This is a genomic window from Psychrobacter sp. Marseille-P5312 (assembly GCF_900291405.1).
GTDB classification, from domain to species: Bacteria; Pseudomonadota; Gammaproteobacteria; order Pseudomonadales; family Moraxellaceae; genus Psychrobacter; species Psychrobacter celer.
This window is the reverse complement of the sequence record NZ_OLML01000001.1, coordinates 1,971,100-1,995,689: the sequence shown is the minus strand read 5'-3', so window position 1 is coordinate 1,995,689 and position 24,590 is coordinate 1,971,100. Positions and strand designations below refer to the sequence as shown.

The following is a 24,590-nucleotide window of genomic DNA, read 5'->3' as shown; positions in this document are numbered from 1 at the left end:
GTACGGTCATATCCTTACAATTATCACAAGTTCTTTTTTATATAGTTAACCTAAAAACAGCGACAGCACTACTGGTATCCGTTAGCGCTACTGGTATTTATTTAACGCGAATAATCTCATTTTCGCGCTTTTTTGCCAAGTCTTCAGCATGGGCGCGCACCATACTTTCAATCTCATCGACTAGGTTTTCGGTATTGATCAAATGGCTTTTTTCGCCCATACGGTAGACCAATGACTTTGGCGCAGCACCGACGATACCGATATCGGCTTCTTTGGCTTCCCCTGGGCCATTTACTTTACAGCCAATCACTGACAGATCCATCGGCTCACGAATATCCTCGAGACGCGACTCTAACATTGTCATCACTTTGATCACATCAAACTCTTGGCGCGAGCAGCTAGGACAAGCGATAAAATTGACACCGTTAGAGCGGATATTTAGCGATTTTAAAATATCAAAGCCAATTTTGATTTCTTCTTCAGGCTCTGCCGCAAGGGAGATACGAATGGTATCGCCGATGCCGTCTAGAAGCAGCCCCCCTAATGCAATGGCAGATTTGACCGCGCCGGTGCGATAGACACCAGCTTCGGTCACGCCCAGATGTAGCGGGTTGTCAATTTGGGCTGAGAGCAGACGATACGCCTCTAATGTCAAAAACACATTACTGGCTTTGACTGAGACTTTATACTGATCAAAGTTGAGACGCTCCAAAATATCGATATGGCGCATCGCGGACTCTAGCATCGCCTCACCCGTCGGCTCTTTATACTTTCGCTGGATGTCTTTTTCTAGCGAGCCTGCGTTGACACCGATACGAATCGGGATATTGTGATGCTTGGCGCAGGCAACCACTTCACGTACTTTGGCATCACTACCGATATTACCTGGGTTGATACGCAAACAATCAGCGCCTGCTTCGGCCACTGCCAAAGCAATCTTATGATCAAAATGCACATCGGCGATGAGCGGCACGCTGACCTGTTTACGGATTTCGGCAAAGGCGTTGACCGTATCCATCGTCGGGGTCGAGACGCGCATCAGATCAGCGCCTGCTTCTACGCAGCGCTCGATTTGTGCGACCGTCGCGGCCACATCACAAGTCTCGGTATTGGTCATGCTTTGCACACTAATCGGTGCATCACCCCCAATCGCGACATCACCGACATATATTTTTTTGGTAAAACGACGGTTAATAGGCGCTGACGTTGACATAGACAAACCCTTTGGTTAAAGCAAAAAAATAAAAACAAACCCTGACAATGATACCTAACGATACGGCATTATGCTTTTGCCCACTTATCACTTATGGCGCAAGCTCAAAACTGGCTTGCTTATCAGTGGCGTACGCCTCTAATGCCACCGCCTCTTGGTTGAGCATTAAGCTGACATTATCGACATTATCGATCTGTACATTAAATGGCGGCATGCCAGATAGCTTATAGCTACCCGTGCTTTGAGCGCCATTCATCAGATTGCTCCCTGACGCATCAGTAATCACCACCACCGCCTCGTCGCTCAACATCACCTCTAGCGTCGCGGTGCTGCTCGCCGCGCCTATATTAAGCGCAGAGCCTGCGGCACCCACGCCTGTCTCGCTATCGATAGCAGCGCCTTGAGCCTGCTCGAGTGCCGAGATGTCTTCGACAGCGTTGGTCGGTGCTTGGGTGTTTTCTTTGCTGGCATTACTGACCATGCGAAATAAAAAAACCGCTAAGATAATAACGCCAATGACCGCGATAATCAGTAACGGATTGAAACGAATACGGTTATGAGTGTCGCGCTGCAAGGTGCCCATCGGGCGCAGCGGTGTATCAATGTTGTTGACTGAATACGGTTTTAGCTCATTGGGATAGGCGGCATCAAAGCTGCTGGCGATCTTTACAGGGTCCAACCCCAAAAACTTGGCATAGTTGATAGCAAAACCGCGAGCAAACGCGGCTTGCGGCAAATCTGCAAAATTCTCGTCTTCTAAGGCTTTTAGGTGACGCTTTAAAATAAACAGCTCGGCGGCGGCCTCTTCTAGACTGACTTGCTTTGTTTTGCGGGCTTGCTGCAACATGGCACCAAATGATCCCTGAGTGTTTGATTGAGTGTTTGATGATGGGGTGGTCATTTCCATGGTGCCTCTGGATTGTTAAGCCAAGTCTTCAGTTGTTTTGCTTCATCACTTAGTGGATAAGCGGATAAAAGCTGCTGTGCCAATTGCTGGCGTGTGGTTATGTTGTTTTGAGCCGCCGCAAGTTTGATGCCTTGTAATAGCAAACGCGGGCTGATACCTTGCCCTTGTACCAAGATCAGTGTCTCGTCATAAAGTTTTTGCGCTTGGGCCACCCGCTGCTGCTCAAGCAATAAATCTACCAATTCGATATGGGCGATGATGCTATTGCGGTTGCCATCTAGCGCGCGCAAAAACGCTTTGGCCGCAGCAGTACGGTCGCCCATCTGTAGGTAGGTTCGGCCTAGGTTTTCCAGCGCGCCGATACGACCTTCGTAGCCAAGCGCTGCCCCTGCAATCTCAAACTGCTCAGCCGCTTCTTTATAGCGTTTCATCTGCGACAAATACACGCCATAGTTATTGTGAGCTTGCTCAAAGTCTTTATCAAGCGCGATGGCTTTTTTAAAGTACTGATCGGCTTTTTGCAGATTAATACGGCTGCCCTCTTGCTGCAGCAAAACGCCCATCATATCATAGGCTGGCGCGTAACGGCTATCGGCAGCGAAGGCTTTTTCAAGCTGGCGTTGGGCGGTATCAAGCTCGTTTTTGCGGATATATTGCGCGGCAAGCGAGGTGCGTACGCGCGCAATTTCTTGTTGATCCAAGTTGCGATCATTGCTCGGCCGCGTCGACGTCTGATAAGGGGTATCCCCCAATAAATCATCGGTTGGCGTGCTTTGACACCCCGTCAAAAACAGCCCCACCATCGCCATACCAAGCAGTAGCCGTTTGGACGTCACTGCCGTCTGTGCCACGACTGGCAACGTGGCTGTCATCCATGGTTTGTCAGTCAAAAAACACACGCTTTGATACTTATTTTGACAAGAATTTTTAGAAGTCATCATAGCCGCCATCATAAAACTGGATTCAATGCGTTCGATAATCGAAGCATCAGTTTAATAGATTTAGCCCCCATAAGTACAATTTAGTTGTGATTAATTGTATGATGAATCACAACTCAGCGTTTTCACGCGCTTTGATGCTTTGCTGCCATGCCGCTGAACGACGAGTGCGGTCGGCGACTTGCCCGACCAGCTGGCCGCAAGCCGCATCGATATCGTCGCCGCGCGTTTGACGAATGGTACACACAAACCCAGCTTCACTTAAGATATTGCTAAACGCATGGATGCGGTTGTTGCTTGATTTGTCATATGGTGCATGCGGAAACGGATTAAACGGTATCAAATTAATCTTACTTGGTAGACCATCCAACAACGCCACCAACTGCCGCGCATGCTCATCGCTGTCATTGACGCCATCAAGCATGACATACTCAATGGTGACGTGTTTTTTGTGGCGTGGATTGACATCATACACATAGTTTTTTGCCGCGGCGATCAGCTCACTTAACGGGTATTTCTTATTGATAGGCACCAGCTCATCACGCAACTCATCATTGGGCGCGTGCAAGGATATCGCCAAAGCCACATCGAGATCTTGTGCCAGCTGATACATCTTGGGTACCACGCCTGAGGTCGACAATGTCACACGGCGTTTTGAGAGGCCATAAGCATGGTCGCTGAGCATAATCTCCATCGAGCCGATTACAGGCTTGTAGTTTAATAAAGGCTCACCCATACCCATCATCACCACGTTGGTGACATGGTTTTCCCAAGCACTATGATCGACAGCCTCTAAGCTGTCATTATCATCGCTCATGTAGGAAGCATTGGCCACCCACAGCTGCCCGATGATCTCAGCCGCCGTCAGATCGCGCTCAAAACCCTGCTTACCGGTACTACAAAAACTACAGTCGAGCGCGCAGCCGACTTGCGAAGAGATACACAAAGTTTTGCGGCCATTTGATTTATTATCATCCGCCGGAATCAATACCGTCTCCACCAGCGAGCCGCCCGTCACTTCAAACACCCATTTACGCGTACCATCATCACTGTACTGACGATGAATAACCTTAGGCGGAGTCACGCAGGCATTCAGCGACAATTTATCGCGCAGTGACTTGCTCAGATTGGTCATCTGCTCAAAATCTGTCACCCCGTGCTGATATATCCATTTAATCACCTGCGTCGCGCGAAAGGGCTTTTCGCCGAGGCTTTTAAAATAGTCAGCCAATTGTGCTTGGGTCATCCCCAAAAGATTGGTCTTGGCCTGCGCTTCATCGACCAGCTTGATGCTGGCTTTGGAGGTGGCAGGGACATGCTGGATCGGAGATTGAACAGTGGACATAATAGGAAACCTTTTTGCATCAGCTAAATTAAGCGTGGCAATTGTTGATATAAGCGATGAGTGTTGCTCTCCATACGCCTTATGGCAAATATGGCCATTAGCAATCCACTATGAGCGCAGCGTCTCTTGTACTTATGCCAATCATACATAGCGACAAGCACAAAAAATGAGTAGCTATACTGATAAAGGATTGATAATGCTAGATAAAGACAATAATGAGGCAAATAGTAAAAAATTTCAATAACACAAAGACGGCGAAAAAACAGACAAACCAAAATAGCTAAAACGGCTTATACCCATCAGATATAAGCCGTCTTGCGACACAAATTATTCATAACCAACCTCTCGGCTGCTATCAATAACTGGCTGCTCTTAGCGCGTACGTGCACATACTTCATCATCATTAAAGAAGTAGCTGATTTCACGTGCTGCTGACTCAGCTGAATCTGAACCATGAACCGCGTTTTCGTCGATGCTGCTAGCAAAGTCAGCACGGATAGTGCCTTCGGCAGCGTCGGCTGGGTTGGTTGCGCCCATGATTTCACGGTGCTTAGCAATGGCGTTTTCGCCTTCTAATACAGAAACGACGACAGGGCCTGAAGTCATGAATGAGACCAAAGCATTATAAAATGGACGCTCGGCATGCTCAGCGTAAAAACCGCCTGCTTTTTTGTCATCAAGATGCAACATTTTTGCAGCAACGATTTTTAAACCCGCTTCTTCAAAACGGCTATAAATAGCGCCGATGTTGTTGCCAGCGACGGCATCAGGCTTGATGATAGATAAAGTACGTTCGTTAGCCATAAAAAAACTCCTAATAGGGGGTCAGTTTGGTAAAAATAAAGGGGTAAATGCTTTGTTTTAACGTTGGCCGCCATGTCGACGAAGCGGATAACTCATGATTTATCGATAGCAAAACACGAGCGTCAACATAGGATTGTTGCCTATTATAATGATTGAGGCTATAAATGATAGGATTAATTTATGACCATACCTTGCATAAAAGTAAATTTATGATCCGCTAATTGTTAATACGGTCATCATATTGACCAAAAAGAACCCCAATGCTCAGCACTGGGGTTCGTTTAATTGATACTACTTGATGAATACTACAAGCCAGTTAATGCTTATAACACCAAGACTTATAGTAAGCACTAAGCATCATACGGGTCACGAAGTACGATGGTCTCTTCGCGGTCAGGGCCGGTTGAGATGATATCTACTGGGCAGCCAATCAATGCTTCGATACGTTTGATGTATTTTTTGGCGTTTTCTGGTAGGTCGTCATAGTTGGTAATACCAACGGTAGACTCGCTCCAACCTTCCATCGTTTCGTACTTCGGTGTGACAGACTCATAAAACTCTGCGTCGTGCGCGCCAGCACATTCTGTCTCAGGGAGGTTGTAACCCACACCGATTAGCAATTCTTCAAGACCGTCTAAGACGTCAAGCTTGGTCAAGCAGATACCTGACATAGAGTTCAATACCACCGCACGGCGTAATGCCTCAGCATCAAACCAACCACAGCGACGCGCGCGGCCGGTGGTTGCACCAAACTCATGACCGACTTTGGCCAAATGAGCACCAACATCATCAAACAATTCAGTTGGGAATGGACCACTACCAACACGCGTAGTGTAAGCTTTAGTAATACCCAATACATAGTCTAAATACAAGGGACCGATACCTGTACCAGTCGATACACCGCCCGCAGTGACGCTAGAGCTGGTCACAAACGGATAGGTACCGTGGTCGATATCAAGTAGCGTGCCTTGTGCACCCTCAAACATTAGGTTTTTGCCAGAAAGGCGCAATTGATTGAGGTCTTCGGTCACATCAGTAACCATGCCTTTGATCTCTTCGCGCCACTCTTGGCACAGCTTAAAGGTCTCATCAAAATCGATGGCATCGACTTTATAATACTGTGTCAGTTGGAAGTTGTGATATTCGATTAGGTTACGTAGTTTTTCTTCTAAATCATCACGGAACAAGTCAGCAAGCTTGATGGCACGGCGCGCCACTTTGTCCTCATACGCAGGGCCAATGCCGCGACCTGTGGTACCGATTTTTCCTGTACCGCGTTTGGCTTCGCGTGCTTGGTCAAGTGCCACGTGATATGGCATGATGAGTGGGCAGTTTGGCGAGATACGTAGACGCTCGCGTACTGGTACGTTGTTGGCTTCTAGATCTTTTATCTCTTTTAGTAGGGCATCTGGCGCTAGTACCACACCGTTACCGATGAAGCAGGTGACGCCTTCGCGCAAGATACCAGATGGGATCAAATGTAGGACGGTGGTTTTGCCATCGACAACCAGTGTGTGCCCAGCGTTGTGACCGCCTTGAAAACGAGCAACGGCTGAGGCTTTTTCGGTAAGTAAATCAACGATTTTACCCTTACCTTCATCGCCCCATTGGCTACCCAAAACTACGACATTCTTACCCATGATCAATCCTTACCTTTATGTATTGAGATGTGTGCAATAACGGTTGCAAAACTAACGTGATGTTAGCAGTGTTTGATGCTTGTGCTCAGCGCGCTTATCATTGCCGCGCCAAACCAAGTATGTTTTATCTTAAAGTCTTTATCCAAACGGAGATGCCACTGTAACTATACCTATAAGTCAGCCAAACTGAATCTAGTTAAGCTAGATAGTTTGTAGTTGCCATTGATTGTCAGCAAAACCCAAACGATGTGTCACGCCATCGGGACGATCGTCCGCGTTTAGTGGCATGGTGACACGGTAGCCCTGCTCGCGTAAGCTGGTGGCCTGCTGGAGCAAGGTTTGTCGCTGCTCAGGGCTTGCTTGAATGGCGGCTTGATAATCGATCAGCACGATACTTGGCGCTTCAAGCTGCGTGTGCGCCAGCAAGCGGCTGACATCCATACTAAATCCTGTGGCTTCACGTGGCTGGCTGGCGGACAGATGGCCACCGCTTTGCATACCATCAAAACGCCCGCCGCGTACCAGCGGCTGCGTCTCGCTATTGATATAGCCATTAAAGACAATGCCAGTATGATAGTGATAGCCTGATAGCTCAGTCACATCGATACTCACCGGACACTGCCACTGCGTTTTTAGGTGCGTTTTTAGGCGCTGTAGCTCATCGATAGCCGTAGATATCTGTTTATCTTGCTGCGCGGCAGTAGAGAGCTTGGTCAGCAAATTATCGATATCGTGACCAAAACGCGCTAAGGCATAAAAGTCATCGCCCATCGGCAATGCTTGGCAAATGCGTTTGAGCTCTGGTAGGTTTTTATTGGCATATAAATGCATCAATTGCTCAGCGTCGCTGTCAGATAGCGCAGCCATCTCAGCCAAACGCTTAAATATCGCCACATGACCCAAGTCAATATGCAGTGCCGCGCTCATATCTAGTGTATTGACCATCCCAAACAAGACATCAATCAGCTCGATATCGGCTGCCAAATCGGCGCAGCCAAATATCTCAGCGCCTAACTGCAAGGGCGTACGTGAACCAAACAGTCCTGATGGCAAGGTGTGAATCACATCGCCTGCATAGCAATAACGCGCAATACCTGTACCGCCGTGATGCGCATCAATACGCAAAATCTGCGGGGTAATATCGGCACGCAAGCCCATCAAACGACCCGTCAGCTGATCGATGATCTTGAACGTCTGACGTTTCAAATCTTCTGAGGCGTCACTTAACAGTGACTCAGTAAACTCAATCATCGGCGGATTGACCAACTGATAGCCATGAGTGATCAGCTGCTGCGTCAATTGGTACCTAAGCACCTCTTGCTTATGTGCGTCTTCAAACAACACATCCACCACGCCATCAGGCAACAGCCAACTGTTGGCCACATCGCTGGCAAAATGGTTTAGGTAGGGCATGCTATTGGGTTTAGCAACGCTATCGGCAGGCTGAGTGGCCGCATTTTTTGTTGCATTTAACTGGGCAGGTTTTGCAGAATCAGAACTGACAGACACAATAAATCCTTGTTTGGCGTATCGCTTACCAAAAAACGCGGTACTGATGCGGTACTAAAAGGTTGTATTTATAAGGGCATTGACATCGTATCGTTGTGTTTTTAACACACAACATCATTGACCCAATTATTTATAAACAAACTAGGTAACCGCAACAGGGTGAGTAATAAGTATAATTTAGGATGATAAGACGAGTATCTTTATGCGCTAATAAACAGAGATAAATAATCAAGGCACTTTATGCTTTAGTTTAGCATAGCACTCAAGGTTCGCCTAGTGACAATTGGGCACAATTACTATCTAATTATCGTCCATGGCATCATGAGCATCAGTAGCTACGGCGACGGCTATCTGCTCGTATTGAACAAATAGCGCCCGTGAAATAGCCGCTATGCGCTTGCATTACTTGACAAAAACGTGCGCGAATTGCCCCAGCAAGAACAGCGCCATGCAGACAGACTCATGTTACACTAACACATATTTTTATCTCGGAAGCCTTATGTCATCTGATTACCACCCAAACCCAGCCATCAACCAAACCAACGTCTTAGGGACGGCGCTTGCCAGCTGCTGTTTTGACCCGATTACCGGCTATTATCGCAATGGTTTTTGTCATACTGGCAGTCATGATGTCGGCCAGCATACCGTCTGCGCCAAGATGACCAGCGAGTTTTTGAATTTTTCTGCCAGTCGCGGCAATGACTTAATCACGCCTCTGCCTGAGTATGGTTTTGCTGGATTAAAACCTGGCGACTACTGGTGCATCTGTGCGCTACGCTGGGTCGAGGCCTTGGACTTCGATATCGCCCCGCCAATCAAGCTCGAAGCCTGTCACGAAAGCCTGCTGAGCTTGGTCGATATTGAGACTTTAAAAAGCCACGCGCTTTAATGACGGCGCCGCGTTTTATTTGTGAGACATTTTTTACTTTATCACGGGAGGGGGTATGGACCACAATAACGATCAATTGCTCAAAAAAACCGCGCGTATTGAACCTAACTCCGACATCAACCGTCTTTATGCGGACATGAATGATGAGCATTTGTATCTCGATAATGATGATAGCTATATTTACGGCGATGCCGATGCCACCAGAGAAGACACCATCGAGACCATGACGGTCTATGACCCTGATTCTGAGCGCTATGAAGATATCGATCTATCCAGTGAAGATGAGGTCGTCAATTGCTACGCCTACTCTCGTAAGACCGGCGAAAACCTCGATAAAGTGGCGCTAAATGATGTCAGTCGGGCGCTGAGTAACAATGGCCAGTTTATCTGGCTGGGTTTGTATGACCCCAGCCTCCAGACCATGGTTAAAGTCAAAGAAGCCTTTGGTCTGCACGAACTTGCCATCGAGGATGCCTTTGCCGACCATCAGCGTGCCAAAGTCGAAAATTACGACAACGACATGGTGTTTGTGGTATTACGTACCGCCAAGCTTGAAGACAACGTCATTCGCTACGGCACCACGGCGATATTTATGGGCAAAAACTACTTAATCACCATTCGCAATGGTCCATCCAACTCCTACGCACCTGTCCGCGAGCACTGCCATCGCCGCCCAGAAAAGCTCAGAATGGGACCGATATTTGTCTTGCACGCTATTCTCGATTTTATCGTGGATAACTATATGCCGATTACCGATCGATTGGGTCGATATTTGCGGGAGCAAGAGCGTTACGTATTTACCTATGAGTTCGATAAAGGCACATTAAAAAACCTATATCAGCTCAAGTCACAGCTGGTACATATGCGGGCGATTATTTTACCGGTGCAAGACATCTGTAGTTTTTTTATCAATCACAAAAAAAGCGAGCTGGTCTCTGGCTTCTCTCAAGCAGCCAAGCCCTACTTTCGTGATGTCAATGATCACCTCTTACACTCATTGGATGCCATTAACGGTCTGAATGAGATGCTAAGTGTGGTGATGAATACCTATATGGCCATGGTCAATATGGGACAAAACGAGGTGGTACGTAAACTTGCCGCCTGGGCGGGTATCCTTGCCGTCCCAACCGCTATTGCTGGCATTTATGGAATGAACTTTGATTTTATGCCAGAGCTGCATTGGAAATACGCTTACTTCGTTATTATGATTATCATCATCGCGTTGTGTAGCTTCTTGTATTACAACTTTAAGAAACTCAAATGGTTGTGATAACTCATTCATACATAAAAAAGGGCTACCACTGGTAGCCCTTTTTTATGCTGATTGTGCCTCATTACTCACGGCGGTGCTTGGTATGGCTGTCTGGGGCTTGCGCATTGTCAGGCAGCATGGCATTGACTGTCAAATTTGCATACTGTCTATCAAGATTGTCCTCTGGACGACCAAAGGTTTTTGCCGTCCAAGTCAATATGACAATAGCACCACTCAATAGCATGATTGCCACAGAGATCGTTGCCAATAGCCATAGATGAAAATAATCTGACACTGCCTGCACATCAACGACCAGATGTCGCGACAATGCGGTGATGGCGATAAATATCAAAAACTGTACGGGCAATCGATGGGTTTTGAAATAAATCCCTATCATAGCGAGTAGCTCAAGATAAATGAACAGCATCAAAATATCTTTTAGATCCGCTGAGCCTTTTTGGACAATATAAATGAACTCTTTACCTGCCGTCCAGACCACCACCACACTGATTAAAAATAAAATAACGTAATGACAGACATCGACAAACTCTCTACCAATACCTTGTAGTCGCTCATGAATACCTACGTCTTTTTTAGCCATTTTTAGATCCTATCAACGAAGAGGTGGTTGATTTGCCTGACTCTATCAATCAGGCCCCTTTATCTATCGGCAATCAGCACTCACATAGCTATTTTTTAGCTAATATCCAAGCCTGCTGATTTTTCAGCGGCTTCTACCGTCTGGCGAATGAGAGTATTAATCGTCATCGGGCCTACGCCGCCTGGCACAGGTGTATAAGCACTAGCAATGCTCTCAACGCCTGTCAGCTCGATATCGCCAACACCGCCATTGTCGGTGGGATGAAAACCTGCATCGACTACCACAGCCCCTTTTTTGATCCACTCAGCTTTAATCAACTCAGGCACACCCACTGCCCCGACCACGATATCAGCACGCTTGATATGAGCGGCCAAATCTTGTGTTTTTGAGTGACACATCGTCACTGTGCAGTTGGCATTTAATAGCATCATTGCCATTGGCTTACCCAAGATAGCACTACGGCCAACGACCACGGCTTCTTTACCTGATAACTCGATATCATGATGCGCCAATAAGTGCATGATGCCCTGCGGCGTGCAAGAGCCATACGCAGACTGCTGCATCGCCATACGACCAAAGCCAAGGCAGGTCACACCATCGACGTCTTTTGCCAAGTCAATCTGCTCAAAGCAAGCACGCTCATCGATATGAGCCGGTACTGGGTGCTGCAGCAAAATACCATGCACGTCTGGATTGCTATTTAGCTCGTCTATTTTTGCCATCAGCTCTGCAGTCGTCGTCGCACTTGGCATTTCAACGCGTATAGAGTCCATGCCGACACGCTTACACGCATTGCCTTTCATACGTACATAAGTCGCAGAAGCAGGATCGTCACCGACCAATATCGTCGCGAGGCTTGGAGTACGGCCTGTTTTCGCTTTAATAGCGTCTACACGCGCACTCAGTTGCTGTTCTATTTGTTTAGCAAGTGCTTTACCGTCCAAAACGGTAGCAGATCCTTGGGCAGTTGACGTAATAGACGCAGTTGACATAGTAACTCCAATAAAGGGTGCGATAAAAAATAGGGTGCGATAAAAATAAAGACAGCGCCTGCAAGTTTTTGCATGCCTGTCTTATGCTCGGTCAATTCTTTTTGACCGTTGATCGAGACTATATTGTACCTGTCTGAGCTAAGAAATCCTAGCGCCCTATTAACAGTCCTTACTTTAAAATCTGTAAACTCACTATAAAAAATCGGCCTATTAATTATATTAGACCGACTTTTTATGTTCGAAAACTTCCTTAAACTGATGAAACAGTCATTTAATAAGTATTAAATTCTATACCTACGCCTACCCCAACATCAGTGGACTGGGTATCAGAGTCAACTGCCCAAAGTCTACTAGATATCAGCGTCTTTGGATTGTATTGATGCTCCCAAGCCACATCAATACCAGTCAGCTTATCAATCGTTGGGAAGGCTTGATTAATGGCTTCATCGGCTTGATTCACCTTAGCATGCTGTACTTTTGCATTAATAAAATTACGGTTATCGAGCCATAAGCGACCTCCAAGCGCGATACTTTCCGCATCGCCGCCTAGCGCATAGCCTAATGGAAAGCCTTGCTGATAATAGCCGTCTGTATAGATAAAGTGGTCATAAGAAACGCCTTTTACCTCACCACTAGAACGAGTGTCTGTATACTCTGCATACAGCTGGTAAGGTTTACCATAAGCAGCAGACGCATAATCAACACCAGCTAAATACATGTTTTTAGCAGGCAAGCCGCCTGCTTCATCTTCACCCACATATTGAGCATAAACACCTGCAGGAATATTCACCAATGGTGCTAAATTTAAGCGCGCATCAAAACCACCCAGTTGATTAGCTGGGTCATCAGCCGCCTCTATACTATTAGTTGCTTCGTTATCTTTGGTTCCTAATAAAGCATCAGTAAAAGAGCTAAAACTCTGGGGTCGACCTTCACCGCCCCACATAAAGGTACGTGAAGCACCGACTTCTAACCAGTCTGTTGGGCTTGCTGTTAGACGCATACCAATCAGTTTGGCATCTTTGGCTGCCTCATAGTCGTCTAATTGACCAGCGAAAAGCTGATACTGCCAAGGACCGATCCAGTTTAGATAAGGATGGCTTGGTGCACCCTGTGTGTCACGCTGCATAGTGACACCAATGACAGGCTTGCTAGCGTCACCACGGATAAGACTGCCGTCATGACCTGGTCCCCACCAAGTAGGGATCTGGCCCGCAATAAGCCACTGGTTGGCATATTTACCTGCTAAGTATGAGCCTTCAAAGCTTAAATCCTCGTCATCAATCATGTCTTTGTCTTTGACATTGGCGCGAAGGTTAACTTCCCAATCTTCTTCACTTAAGCTTGCTTGGGCAGTGGCTTGGAAATTGGCTGTTTTATCATCAGCGAAGCTTTGAGGTAGCTGCTCTCTATCGGTTTGGGCGTACGCTGAGAATTTAGTATTAACTAAAGACTTTGGTTCTTTACTCAGTGTATAGCGAATAGATTGCACAATTTGCTGTTGTTCAGCAGTGCGAATATCAGCTTTAGATAAGGCTCTATTAATCTCATTGGCTGTCAACGGCCAAGTACTGGTGCTGATTTGAATCACACCTTGTGCTCTTAACCAATCTAGCTCTGATTTTAAGCTCATGTCATTCAAGTGTAGATTTTGGGCACTGGCTAGGTTGCTTAATAAACCAGCTGTTAGTAATAAGCTGGCTAACTTTTTGGTTTTAAATGAAAGTTTTGAGAGTTTCATAATAGGAGTACTCTAAAGTAAAAAGGGCGACAGAAAATAACGGGATATAGAATCTATGTAATCTTTTTGATAGTGACTTATTAACTTAAGCGTTAAGTATGAGTATAGTACTTGAATATTAAGAGTATTCACAGGGTGAAGTGCTGTATAAAAAGCCTCTTTTTTCATAACAAAAAGAGGCTAAATAAAACTAGGATTAAGTCATCAAGAGCCTAGTTATACTTAGGTAGGTTAAATCACTTAACAGCATCGCCACTACCTTTACCCAAGGCAGTACGAATGATATAGCTGAAGTATTTATTTAACGTTAAATTATCGATCATTTCTTTGTCAGTTTTTGCTAGCAACTCTGGAGTAGACATATCTATGCCACTCAGTTGCGCTAATCCAGTAATACCAGGCAAAACATCATACACACCTTGAGCGTCTCGTGCTTCGATTAACTCTTGCTGATTATATAGATTAGGTCTAGGGCCAACGAGGCTCATTTCACCCTTTAATACATTTACTAACTGAGGTAGCTCATCTAGTTTTGTTTTGCGTAAGATGCGTCCCAGCTTGGTAATTGAGCTATTATCTGCTAAGTGACTAGCAACTGATGCTGTGTCTAAAGACATGGTACGAAACTTAACTAATTTAAACGGTTTTTTGTCTTTACCAACTCGTTCTTGAATAAATAATGGAGAACCAGTATCAAAGTAGCCTATGATAGTTGTACCTAGCAATAGAGGTGAGGCAGCAACTAAGCCTGTTGCAGAGAGTGCTAAGTCTAAAGGTCTTTGCCAAGTATTTTTTTTTGAGTTAAAAAGGCTTGAAGCATAGTATTGAGCCGTTTGTTGTATAGCCTCTTCAGTAGAGATTTTAGGCTGCCAGTTTAGCGTGTTTCTTGTTTTTGATATATCAACCTGTAATGAGCCACAAAGCCTTTGAGCAATATGTTCTTTACCTAACAAACGTGCACCGGTTTTAATGAGTAGTGGAGGGATAGGTAGTGCTCGATTTTCGACACCTAATCCTGTAGCAATATTATTTAATAGGGCTGCTGTTGAGAGATCTGTCCCATCAGAAACCAAAAATACCTCATTCTTAGCATTTGGATTTTCTATACTACTAATGATAAAGTCAGTTAAGTTTTCAACAAAGACTAAACTACGTAAGTTATTTTTAATACCGTCTAAAGGTAAGGGGATACCTTTATAAGTCCATTTCATTAAGGAGCGGAAATTGCCTTTTACTTTATTACCATAAACTAGAGTCGGGCGTACTATGACATAGTCCATAGCACTATTATTGGCAATATCTTGTAGTCCAACTTCTGCCTCATACTTACTTAAACCATAGGGGTCAGTTGGAGGCTGCGTCACCTCTGGTGTAAACGGCTGGTTAGGCAGGCTAAACTCTCCATTTACCTTAATCGAGCTTAGATATATGAATCTTTTCACACCAGCTTTTGCTGCTTGTTGCGCTAAGTTCAGCGTTGCCAAGGTATTAACTTCTTTTAATGATGATCTACGGCTGTCTGCATCTTTTTTTGCAATACTTGCCTTGGCTGCACAGTGAATGACAACATCGATATCTTTTAGAATATCACCCCAGTCCGTCATAGAGTCGAGTGTATCTATGAAGCGATACTCACAGTCTAGAGTAGTCTCAACAGACTGCCTTACACAAGCTATAGGCGTATGTGATGTTTGAAGTAGACTTGAAACTAAGGCTCCGCCAATAAAGCCATTGGCACCAGTTACTAAAATATTCATTCGCATCTCTTTAGTAGTAATGATTCTCTAATCTCATAGGGGATAATATAGAGAGAATCAATATATTATAAATTATCTTTATAGAACTTCAGTAAATCATTCCAAACTTTTTCTTGAGAAAAGTGTTCAATAGCCCATTCTCTTGCTAAACGATATCTTTGGTCAAAACTAGGATCAGTAGAAGCTTCATCGATAGCCTGTGCGATAGAGGCTGTATCCTTGAAATTAAATTTTTTGCCGCTGATACCTTCTTTTACACTATCTTTGACGCCAATGACATCATAAGCAAAAGTTGGAATACCGCAGCTGGCAGCTTCAATGGCGACATTACCAAATCCTTCTCTATGAGTTAGGAATAAATGTAGATCGGCTTCCATAAAGTGTTGTTCAATATTGTCAGTATAAGGAACATGTACAATATTAGGATAATTAGATGTTAAGGAAGATAGTATTGCTTCAGAAGTAGGGTTCTCAACTGGACCTACAAGTTTGAAAGTGATATTTTTACTCTTGATATTCGCAATAACTTCTACCAAATCTTGAATGCCTTTATCGATACAAATACGTCCGGCTACTAAAACCGTAAAGGAGTCGTTCTTAGTAGCTTTATTAGGTTGGAACCTAGTAGTATCGACACCATTCGAGGAACCAGAGCCCAGCAAATATGATTTGCTTCGACTTGTAAGACCTTCTTCTAGATAAGATTCTCGTAAAGAATCAGAGATAAAAATGACCTTTTTTGAGCTTAGTAGCGATATTTTATCTAGTAATTGATAAATTTTTCTTTTTGTTCCAGAATAGTTCTCATAAGCTCTCCCCCTAATAATAGCGATTGTATTATTATGTCGTGTTATTGAGGTCGCTATACTGCCAAGTAAAAGTGCTTTTGGTGTCGAGTAAACGACTAAATCAAAGCGATTAGTTGAAAAGTATGAGATAAGAGTGATCAAAGACTTAAAGTCTCGAATTACTGAAGGCTTACGTACTAACTTAGCATCAAAAACGTTACCCACTTTTCGCTTAATTAACTTAGCAAAATCGTGTTCATCCCCCCCTGAGACAAAGGTCATATCGAAATCAGAGTTCTCTTTAAAATATTCAAACTGACCTCGACAAAGCATTTGGAAAGAAATAGCGTCAGTTAGGATAAAACATACGTTAGGCTTCTGCATAAATGATATCACTTATATTAATTAGAAGTAGACGAAAAGTTTGAAGTAATAATTTAAGAAAGCTATAAATCATCGTGGTTAAGATTGTTTTTAATAATTCGAAACTTTCCACTTTCATCACGAGGAATGTCCTTTACATAGCTAAGTTCTATACGCATTTTATTTCCCACTCTTTGTTGTAGTGCTTGTAAAAAGACTTTCTCTGAGTCAGGTGTAAAACTATCATTCTTAACTATCATAACCTTGAGTGAATCAATTTGATTTTGGATAATTTGGAAACAGATAATGCCACTAACTCCCTTTGCAGAGTTTCCAATGTTAACTTGATTGATTCTGCCCTTTTCAGGGGAATAAATGTAATCACTAGATCTACCTTCTATACTATCAATTAATGGGAAATTAGAGCCACATGTGCAGGTCGCGTCTTTAGGTGCTACTCGGATTATATCTCCGACTCTGTATCTTATTAGTGGTGTACCGTGAGAGGTGAAGGATGTAACGATGAGCTCACCTTCTGTAGTAGGAAGAAGGTCGCTATCTAAAACTTCTATAATTCCAGAAAGAGGGTTTAAATGTAGAGATCCAGCAATACATTCAATAATGATTGGGGCGCCTTCTGAAGCTGAATAGTGGTCAGCAACTCTACATCCTAAGACTTTGCTGATTACTTCTCTATACTCTGGTGTTAGGTTTTCAGATGTTGAGAAAAACACCTTGACAGGCTTATTAATTTTTAAGCCTTTGGAATCAGCAATTTCACAAATAGTAAAAATACTTGAAGGGAAGCCAACGATAAATTCAGGTTGATAAGAGTTCAATGACTCCCAGTAAACGTCGAAGTTTTTACTATTAATATGGAAGGTTGAGTAATAACGAATTTTATTAACGAAGTCATAATGAGAGCATATACCTTTAGATATATCTCGATCAGTTATAAGGTTTTTTCCTGAAAACCATGCCGTTTTTTTGCCAAATTTAAAGCCATGCATTTCTTTGTGCGCGTCAACAATAGCCCAACGCTCTTGCATATCTTCTTTAGTCATATAAGTTGTTAAAGAACTGCCTGTTGTGCCACTAGTTTGGTTGACGATACTACTTCTTTTTTTAACTGTTATGATTTCATTAAAATGATTGATTAAGTCACTTTTTTCTAAAATAGGGAGAGAGTATATATCAAGATTATCAACCATATCACTAGTAAGTGCTTTATTAAACCACTTAGAGTTTTTACGAGAGTACTTTAGAAACTCGTAAAATCGTTTATCAACTTCCTTTTTAAGTTGAGAAGCATTAGATTGTTCCCATTTTTTATGATATTTTTTATATTTTTTGTATTTTCTCCCATGACGGACACGATAAAGGTTAGTAGAAACAATTGTAATAGCAAGGTTTTGTACCTGAATTGGTGCAACCTTAAAAGCTTTAAATAAAATAGACATTTGATATTATTTTCCTAAGCTAGCATTTTCTAAAAGTGTATCAATAACTTTCTGATGTTCTTTGACAATAGATAAGTCTAGTTCAGAACGATTTCGCTTACGAGCTAATAGTTGCAATTGTCCTAGACGATCAAGTAGTTTTACAGTAGCTATCTTTAGTCGCATGGTGGCAAACTTCTTGAGATTATTCCTACCTGAATATTTGCTATAAGCTTCATATCCTGCTTTGTATGATTTGATTAATTTTTTTGAGCTAATAACGCCCTCTTCTCTATAGTAGTAAAGCAAGTCCGGTATTATAGCTACAGCTAAATCCTTATTTGAGGAAGTTCTACACCATAGTTCATAATCCTGAGATCTTGGAAAATCAACATTATATTTATTACGTTGGTACCATTCTTTTCTTACCAATATTGTCGCATGGTTAATTGGGTAGGTTGAATTAACAATATTAAAGTCGACATCTAGACTGCTAGGGGAGCGATATCCATAAACTTTGTTATTATTATCAATGGATACTAAACCAGTTGACACTAAATCATAGTTAGGGTTTTCTATTAAGAATTTAAGTTGTCTTTCTAATCGTTCCGGATGTATTAAATCATCAGCATCCATCCTAGCTATATAAGAATACTTAGCTTCATCAATAATTTGGTTCAATCTATATGGAAGCTTCCGATTGTTTCCGTCTGAAATGACTCTAATCCTATCGTCAAGCTTTGCGAAATCTTTAGCTATTTCTAATGATCTATCAGTAGAGCCGTCATCAACCAGTATGAGCTCCCAGTATTTATGAGTCTGAGCTAAAACAGAAGAAATAGCGTAACCTAAATATTGCTCAGCATTATAAATAGATATTCCTATTGAAATATAATCTTTATTATTCATTTATAAGATCTCGAATATAGGGTTAAGAGTGTAGGGCGTTAAATGACTAAACGTTGATGTAGTTAAGCCAAAATAGACTAAGCTAAGCATAATCGCAATTAAGTAGATGATAATATTATTTACCTTCTTAAGAGCTATAGGTAATAAAATTACTATTAGCCAAGAAAAATAATTAAGCATCCTTTGAGGACCTGAAGGATTTGTACCCAGTATGGCAAAAGGTATTACAAACACAACTCCTAAAGAATAAAATTGAAGTAATAGATGAAAGTTGTTATCTCTTATTTTATATAAATAATTAACTAAGTATAAAGCTATAACTATAAAAATATTAAAACTTAAAACTACTAGTCCCCCAGCTTTAGTTTCTTCAGTGTAAACTTCATAACGAGGATTATTTGCTGCTAGATAAGAGATAACCGTACTACTTATTAAGAGAGTAGTTAAGAATATACCAGTAGCTTTAAAAGGCAGTTTAATTTTCCAGTGCAATAGAAAATAAAAAGGTAGTAAAATTAATGCCGTAGAGTGAAAAGCTGAGGCTATTAAAGCTATTAATAAAAAAACTCTAAAGTTTTTTTGAATAAGGTAGGGGGCTGCAAGTGCCATTATAGCCACAGCTATTCCCTGCCTTAACCCATTAAAGGAAAACGTATAGGCTCCAAGTGTGATAAAAAAAAAGACGGAAAGTGTATAGTTTGTACTTAAGCGTTTTATAGTAAATAAATAACTACCGACAATAATTAGAGTTGTGGTAAAAAACAACCAAAAGTAATTATGTGTTAAAGATAATAGAAAATATCTTAATAACTGATAACCTGGTTCTACATGTTCAGAAAAGGTGTAATCGCTAATAGGAAAGTTATCTCTAAACATCCTTGTATAACCAGGCGAGTCTGTTCCAACGCTATAATTTCTTATACCTGAGAATATCGATAGTATTAAGAGTGGAAACCAAAAGGATTTTCTCTTTAAAGATGCGTTCTCTAGAGCTACCCAAAATATTACGAGCACTAAGACGATAAAATATGGAAGCATTTTAAGTTATAAGCCTAGTTTTCATTGGAAGCTGTTGTAAGTTTGAGCTAACTTAATAGCATTAGCTTTAACGTCGAAACCTGCGAGTTGTAATTTATTTTTAATAATTGATGCAGGTGGAGAAGAAATTGTCTTCGATTTAATTATATTTTGTGCCCATATTTTAGGATCTTTAATTGGAAGGAACTTTACTAAGTTTAACCCTAAATCTACCTCTGTAGAAACCTGATCTGAGACAAGAGATTTCAGTCCAGTACACTGACTTTCAACTAAAACTACAGGGAATCCTTCATGTTTAGATGGCATAATCATCAAGTCGGCACTAGCCATTAGCTGGGTTATATCAGTTCGAACTCCTAAAAAACTGACACAATCATCTAAGCCCATTTCTGAAACTAGTTCCTTTAGGTATGATTCTAAAGGTCCTTTGCCTGCTATCAAGAAGTTAAATTTAACTCTTAAGCTTTTAAGCTCTTTCATAACTTCCAAAGAGAATTTATGATTTTTTACATCACTCAGTCTACCCACTTGTAGGATATTTAAGTAAGAGTCTGGTTTATAGCCTTTAATTTGCTCTTGTATATAGCTACGTGAGTTATCTGCGATGTGATTTAAATTATCAACATCAACAGCATTCTTAAGTATAAGTACATTACTATTATTACCAAATAAATACTCTGCGGCTTCTATGCCACAAGCTACCCTAAAAGTAGCGAGGTTACGGTTCATTAATAGAGACCATCTTTCATATGCTTTATTAAGAACGCCACCTTTACCATTGCTAGTATTGTGTGAGTGAGATATACGATGCCTTACTCCTGCATTTTTTGCAGCTAATAAGTGAAAAGCATTACTTAATAGCATATGAGCATGTACTATTTTATATTCAGGGTTCTTTTTTAAAAAGCTAGTTAGCTTCAGTGTACGGCTAATAGGGTCTTTAGCAATAATTGGTATTATTCTACCCCCTAGCTTAGTAATCTCATCATCATAATCACCTTTATCATTAGTAAAGGTGATGAAATCAAACTGAAACTGATCTCGATTAATTTGACGATATAGATTCATAAGCATAGTTTCAGCACCAGCTCGGTCCATTTTTCCAACTATATGTAGCACTCTTTTCATGATAAGACCCTAATCCATTGATCTCGAAACTCTTTAATTTTAAATCTCTGAGCATTTTCAATAGCGTTTAGATGTAATGTAGTATATAAATCTTCATTCTCATTAATAGTATTGATAGCATCTAGAAACGACTCTCCGCTTTCGTCATAGTCTACAATAGTAGCTGATTTGTTTATAAGCTCTAGTACCCCAGGAAGATGATTAAATACTATAGCTGGGATACCATAAGCTTGACTTTCAATTAAGACGAGAGGCGTCGCTTCTTTTCTGGATGGTAATAGAAGTACAGAAGAGGTGCTATAGTAGTTACTTATATTCTTAACTCTACCGTAAAGCTCAATATTTTTAATATTAGTTTGGTCAATTATGTTCTGTAGAAAAACGATTTGATCTTCCTCTAGACCAATAATTCTCAGTAAGCTAGGTTCTTTAATTCTGTGCCAAATTTTCACTAAAATATCGAAACCTTTAACATCAATATTATTACCGATAGCAAGGAAAGATTTCATCTGATATTTATTTGAAGTATCTATCTTGCTTTCATCAATACTTAGTGGGTTATATATGAGTTTACTTTTTCTCTCTGCTAAAGGGTTGTATTTACTCCATTCAGAAATTTCGTACTTAGATATTAAAACTAAGCTTGAGCAGCGTAAAGTAGCATAATGACGTGAGGCAATAAAATGCGGTTTGTTAGAGTTATTAGCGAGAGAAAAGTGCTCCCATAAGACTAGTTTAGTATTCTTGGGGAGTAATAGGCTATAAAAAAGTATTGAGTTAGAATCTAAATTTACATAAACGTCTATATTAAATTTTTTTAATATATTATAAATATCCCAACTTCTTTGGAGATGGCTAAACCTCATGGAAGGAAGGCTGATAATATTGACTCTATTATCAAGAGTGAAGAAGGGCTCACCTTCATGAGTAATTATTATGTATACATTATAGTGATCAGCCAATAAATTACATAGTAAAGTTAGTATACGTTGAGTACCTCCAGACTTCTCTAAATCTGATATAAGAAAGCAAACGTTCTGTGTCATAAATAGCTTGACCTTTAGTAGTGACTATCTAAATCTAAGTTTATAACTAAGTTAATTACTCTTCTTCTATAAATAAGCTTTTAATGTTTAGCTTCTCTTGTGAAAATTTGTAGAAACCTTTGAATTTAAAGTATAAGTCTTTATCATGAATATATATAGCCTTAACTCTATCAAAATGAGCAATATTTAATAGACTCCCACTAACAAAACTATATACATAAATATAAGTTGTTGGGTTATCAGTTAGATATTGAATTAAATAGTCTTCGAAAATTAGAGGGCTATTCAGTATTTTGTATTTACCTTTAGGATAGTCGGTTTCTCTTGGATGAGGAAAATACAGATCTACTTTCAACTCTCTCATTATTTTATCGATATAAGACCCATTATATTTATCTGATATCTTTTTCAAAGGCTGACCTAAAAATATTCTAATAGTATTACGAACACCTATAGCATTATACATAGGCTCATTAAATAGCTCTATATATTTCGTCTTTGTAGTAATATTAGGAACATCTTTATAAATAGTATAATGAAGCGTAGTTAGCTTACGCAAATCTTGCTCATAAAATTTAAGCCCCAATATTCTCCACTTTATTCTTTGAGCAAGTTTGGGTCTTTTTTTTGTGTAATATACACTAGAATCAATAATATTTGCTGTTCCATCGTCGAATGTATATATTTGTGTATCCTTATTTTTAGAAATAATATATCTAAAGTACAAGTCATCGATGCTTGCAACATATATTTTGGAGTACTGTTTGTGTATGTTATGAGATTTAAGCAGTTGGTTGAATCTCATAAATGAAATTAAATGATGAAATTTTTTTATATACAACGAGTCTCTACTAGTATCAATATCTCCTTCATAATACAGACTACTATTACATAGTTTACTAACCCTATTAAAGTAGTAATTGTATTTGTCATTTCGTGTAGGATTGATTACTAATAAGTCAAATTCCTCATGTGAATTAATCTTGATAATTTTTTCAGCAATTAGCATTTGAAGGGGGGTTGTGCACAGTAACAAGCTTTTATTTTTTTTATTCATATATTGGGTTCTATTTAATTTAAAAATTTCAAATGGTGTTGATACAGCTGAATTAATTTTAACCTTTATAGATATTTACAAAGTTAGTAATTAGTACATTTAAATGTTCTATTCTAAGTCTATTTATTGCTTCGTTACTGAGCTTGTTTTTAGTAATCCTAAACTACAAGGCTTGTAATTTATTACTTATTAAGTCTGAGCTAACAGCGGTATGTTTCTTCACATCCACCGAAACCTGCTTCCCAACAACCTCATCATAAAATTTAGGCGCAAGCCCGAAGCCGGGGCGTACACTACGAATAGCATCTTCAGTAATGACATCACCTGCCTTCAAGTCTTTAACAAAGTATAACGAGCGACGGAACTTCACATTTGCTTGTTCACTAGCCTTACGACCATAATCTACTTTACCAAGAGCTGCCCAAGCGGTCTTACTATCACGGCAAAGAGCAGTTAAGTCTGCAGGCTCTAGTGAAAAGCTATCATCAGGACCACCAGCATTACGATCGAGTGTAAAATGCTTCTCTATAATAGAAGCACCTAGTGCCACACTAGTGATCGCTGTTGTATTATCAAGCGTATGATCTGATAAGCCTGTCACCAAACCAAAACGATTTATCATATCTGGAATCGTAAGTAGATTGTAGTCCTCGCTAGGGGCAGGATAACCGCTGACACAATGCAAAATAGCGAGTTCTTTACAGCCTCCTGAACGTGCAGCATCGATTGCTTCTTGAATCTCTTCAGCATCAGCCATACCAGTGGAAATAATCATGGGTTTACCAGTACTTGCCACATATTTAATAAGGGGCAAATCTACCGCTTCAAAAGAGGCAATCTTGTATGCAGGCGCATTCAAGTCCTCTAATAAATCTACTGCTGTATTATCAAACGGTGAACTAAAAATAGTAATATCTAATTCTCGTGCATAGTCAAATAAAGGTTTATGCCAACCCCAAGGCATATGTGCTTTTTCATATAACTCATATAAAGACTGACCATCCCACAATCCGCCACGAATCATAAATTCTTCATTTCGGCTATTTAAAGTGATGGTATCCGCTTTATAGGTTTGTAGTTTTACAGCATCAGCACCGCACCGCTTAGCTTGTTTAATGATTTCTAATGCAGTTTCTATAGATCCATTATGATTGGCTGATAGCTCAGCAATGATATATGGAGGATACTCTGCACCAATATTACGTCCAGCTATTGAAATATTTTTTTTAGTCAT

The 24,590-nt window shown here is 41.2% G+C and carries 21 protein-coding genes; 2 read left to right on the top strand and 19 right to left on the bottom strand.

What is annotated here, in order from left to right; all coding sequences use genetic code 11:
- Positions 1–97: 97 nt before the first annotated feature.
- The 7 genes from ispG to C6W44_RS08615 all read right to left on the bottom strand — a co-directional run bounded on the left by ispG (position 98) and on the right by C6W44_RS08615 (position 8,356).
- On the bottom strand, positions 98–1,213 hold the full coding sequence (ispG, locus tag C6W44_RS08645) for a flavodoxin-dependent (E)-4-hydroxy-3-methylbut-2-enyl-diphosphate synthase (RefSeq protein ID WP_105245022.1): 1,116 nt from the start codon (positions 1,211–1,213) through the stop codon (positions 98–100).
- A 91-nt stretch (positions 1,214–1,304) separates the two neighbouring features.
- Positions 1,305–2,114: a helix-turn-helix domain-containing protein gene (locus C6W44_RS08640; protein WP_105245021.1), complete on the bottom strand. Its 810-nt coding sequence runs from the start codon at positions 2,112–2,114 to the stop codon at positions 1,305–1,307.
- Positions 2,111–3,010, bottom strand: coding sequence for a type IV pilus biogenesis/stability protein PilW (gene pilW, locus C6W44_RS08635; protein ID WP_413772320.1), 900 nt, complete (start codon positions 3,008–3,010; stop codon positions 2,111–2,113). Before pilW ends, C6W44_RS08640 begins: the two co-directional genes overlap by 4 nt.
- Before the next feature lie 157 nt (positions 3,011–3,167).
- Positions 3,168–4,403 (bottom strand): 23S rRNA (adenine(2503)-C(2))-methyltransferase RlmN, encoded by a 1,236-nt coding sequence (rlmN, locus tag C6W44_RS08630; protein WP_192994768.1) that lies wholly within the window; start codon positions 4,401–4,403, stop codon positions 3,168–3,170.
- Between the two features lie 372 nt (positions 4,404–4,775).
- Positions 4,776–5,207 (bottom strand): nucleoside-diphosphate kinase, encoded by a 432-nt coding sequence (gene ndk, locus C6W44_RS08625; RefSeq protein WP_100749128.1) that lies wholly within the window; start codon positions 5,205–5,207, stop codon positions 4,776–4,778.
- A 350-nt stretch (positions 5,208–5,557) separates the two neighbouring features.
- Positions 5,558–6,847, bottom strand: a complete 1,290-nt coding sequence (locus C6W44_RS08620) for an adenylosuccinate synthase (RefSeq protein WP_075101505.1) — start codon at positions 6,845–6,847, stop codon at positions 5,558–5,560.
- A gap of 201 nt (positions 6,848–7,048) precedes the next feature.
- Complete coding sequence (locus tag C6W44_RS08615; RefSeq protein WP_105245019.1) at positions 7,049–8,356, bottom strand: ATP phosphoribosyltransferase regulatory subunit; 1,308 nt, start codon at positions 8,354–8,356, stop codon at positions 7,049–7,051.
- A gap of 499 nt (positions 8,357–8,855) precedes the next feature.
- Here C6W44_RS08615 and C6W44_RS08610 point away from each other — a divergent pair, with 499 nt between their 5' ends.
- On the top strand, positions 8,856–9,245 hold the full coding sequence (locus tag C6W44_RS08610) for a DUF2237 family protein (RefSeq protein ID WP_105245018.1): 390 nt from the start codon (positions 8,856–8,858) through the stop codon (positions 9,243–9,245).
- 55 nt (positions 9,246–9,300) lie between these two features.
- Complete coding sequence (gene corA, locus C6W44_RS08605; RefSeq protein ID WP_105245017.1) at positions 9,301–10,515, top strand: magnesium/cobalt transporter CorA; 1,215 nt, start codon at positions 9,301–9,303, stop codon at positions 10,513–10,515.
- 64 nt (positions 10,516–10,579) lie between these two features.
- On the opposite strand, the gene C6W44_RS08600 is transcribed toward corA, so the two are convergent.
- The 12 genes from C6W44_RS08600 to pseI form a co-directional block, all read right to left on the bottom strand.
- Positions 10,580–11,098: a phosphate-starvation-inducible protein PsiE gene (locus C6W44_RS08600; protein WP_105245016.1), complete on the bottom strand. Its 519-nt coding sequence runs from the start codon at positions 11,096–11,098 to the stop codon at positions 10,580–10,582.
- A gap of 95 nt (positions 11,099–11,193) precedes the next feature.
- Entirely contained in the window at positions 11,194–12,090 is an 897-nt protein-coding gene (folD, locus tag C6W44_RS08595; RefSeq protein ID WP_105245015.1) for a bifunctional methylenetetrahydrofolate dehydrogenase/methenyltetrahydrofolate cyclohydrolase FolD, read from the bottom strand.
- A gap of 271 nt (positions 12,091–12,361) precedes the next feature.
- Positions 12,362–13,831, bottom strand: coding sequence for a capsule assembly Wzi family protein (locus C6W44_RS08590; protein WP_105245014.1), 1,470 nt, complete (start codon positions 13,829–13,831; stop codon positions 12,362–12,364).
- A gap of 236 nt (positions 13,832–14,067) precedes the next feature.
- Entirely contained in the window at positions 14,068–15,588 is a 1,521-nt protein-coding gene (locus C6W44_RS13710) for a sugar transferase (RefSeq protein ID WP_105245013.1), read from the bottom strand.
- A gap of 65 nt (positions 15,589–15,653) precedes the next feature.
- A complete protein-coding gene (locus C6W44_RS08580) occupies positions 15,654–16,760 on the bottom strand; it encodes a glycosyltransferase (RefSeq protein ID WP_105245012.1) in 1,107 nt (368 codons plus the stop codon).
- Positions 16,761–16,822: 62 nt separating this feature from the next.
- Positions 16,823–18,199: a phenylacetate--CoA ligase family protein gene (locus tag C6W44_RS08575; RefSeq protein WP_105245011.1), complete on the bottom strand. Its 1,377-nt coding sequence runs from the start codon at positions 18,197–18,199 to the stop codon at positions 16,823–16,825.
- Between the two features lie 6 nt (positions 18,200–18,205).
- Positions 18,206–19,087, bottom strand: coding sequence for a glycosyltransferase family 2 protein (locus C6W44_RS08570; protein WP_105245010.1), 882 nt, complete (start codon positions 19,085–19,087; stop codon positions 18,206–18,208).
- On the bottom strand, positions 19,088–20,125 hold the full coding sequence (locus C6W44_RS08565; RefSeq protein ID WP_105245009.1) for an EpsG family protein: 1,038 nt from the start codon (positions 20,123–20,125) through the stop codon (positions 19,088–19,090).
- Between the two features lie 21 nt (positions 20,126–20,146).
- Complete coding sequence (locus C6W44_RS08560) at positions 20,147–21,253, bottom strand: glycosyltransferase (protein WP_199774470.1); 1,107 nt, start codon at positions 21,251–21,253, stop codon at positions 20,147–20,149.
- Positions 21,250–22,299 carry a glycosyltransferase gene (locus C6W44_RS08555; RefSeq protein WP_105245008.1) on the bottom strand — a complete coding sequence of 350 codons (1,050 nt, stop codon included), beginning with the start codon at positions 22,297–22,299 and terminating at the stop codon, positions 21,250–21,252. Before C6W44_RS08555 ends, C6W44_RS08560 begins: the two co-directional genes overlap by 4 nt.
- Before the next feature lie 55 nt (positions 22,300–22,354).
- Positions 22,355–23,356, bottom strand: coding sequence for a glycosyltransferase family 52 (locus tag C6W44_RS08550; protein ID WP_105245007.1), 1,002 nt, complete (start codon positions 23,354–23,356; stop codon positions 22,355–22,357).
- A gap of 163 nt (positions 23,357–23,519) precedes the next feature.
- Positions 23,520–24,590, bottom strand: coding sequence for a pseudaminic acid synthase (gene pseI, locus C6W44_RS08545; RefSeq protein WP_105245006.1), 1,071 nt, complete (start codon positions 24,588–24,590; stop codon positions 23,520–23,522).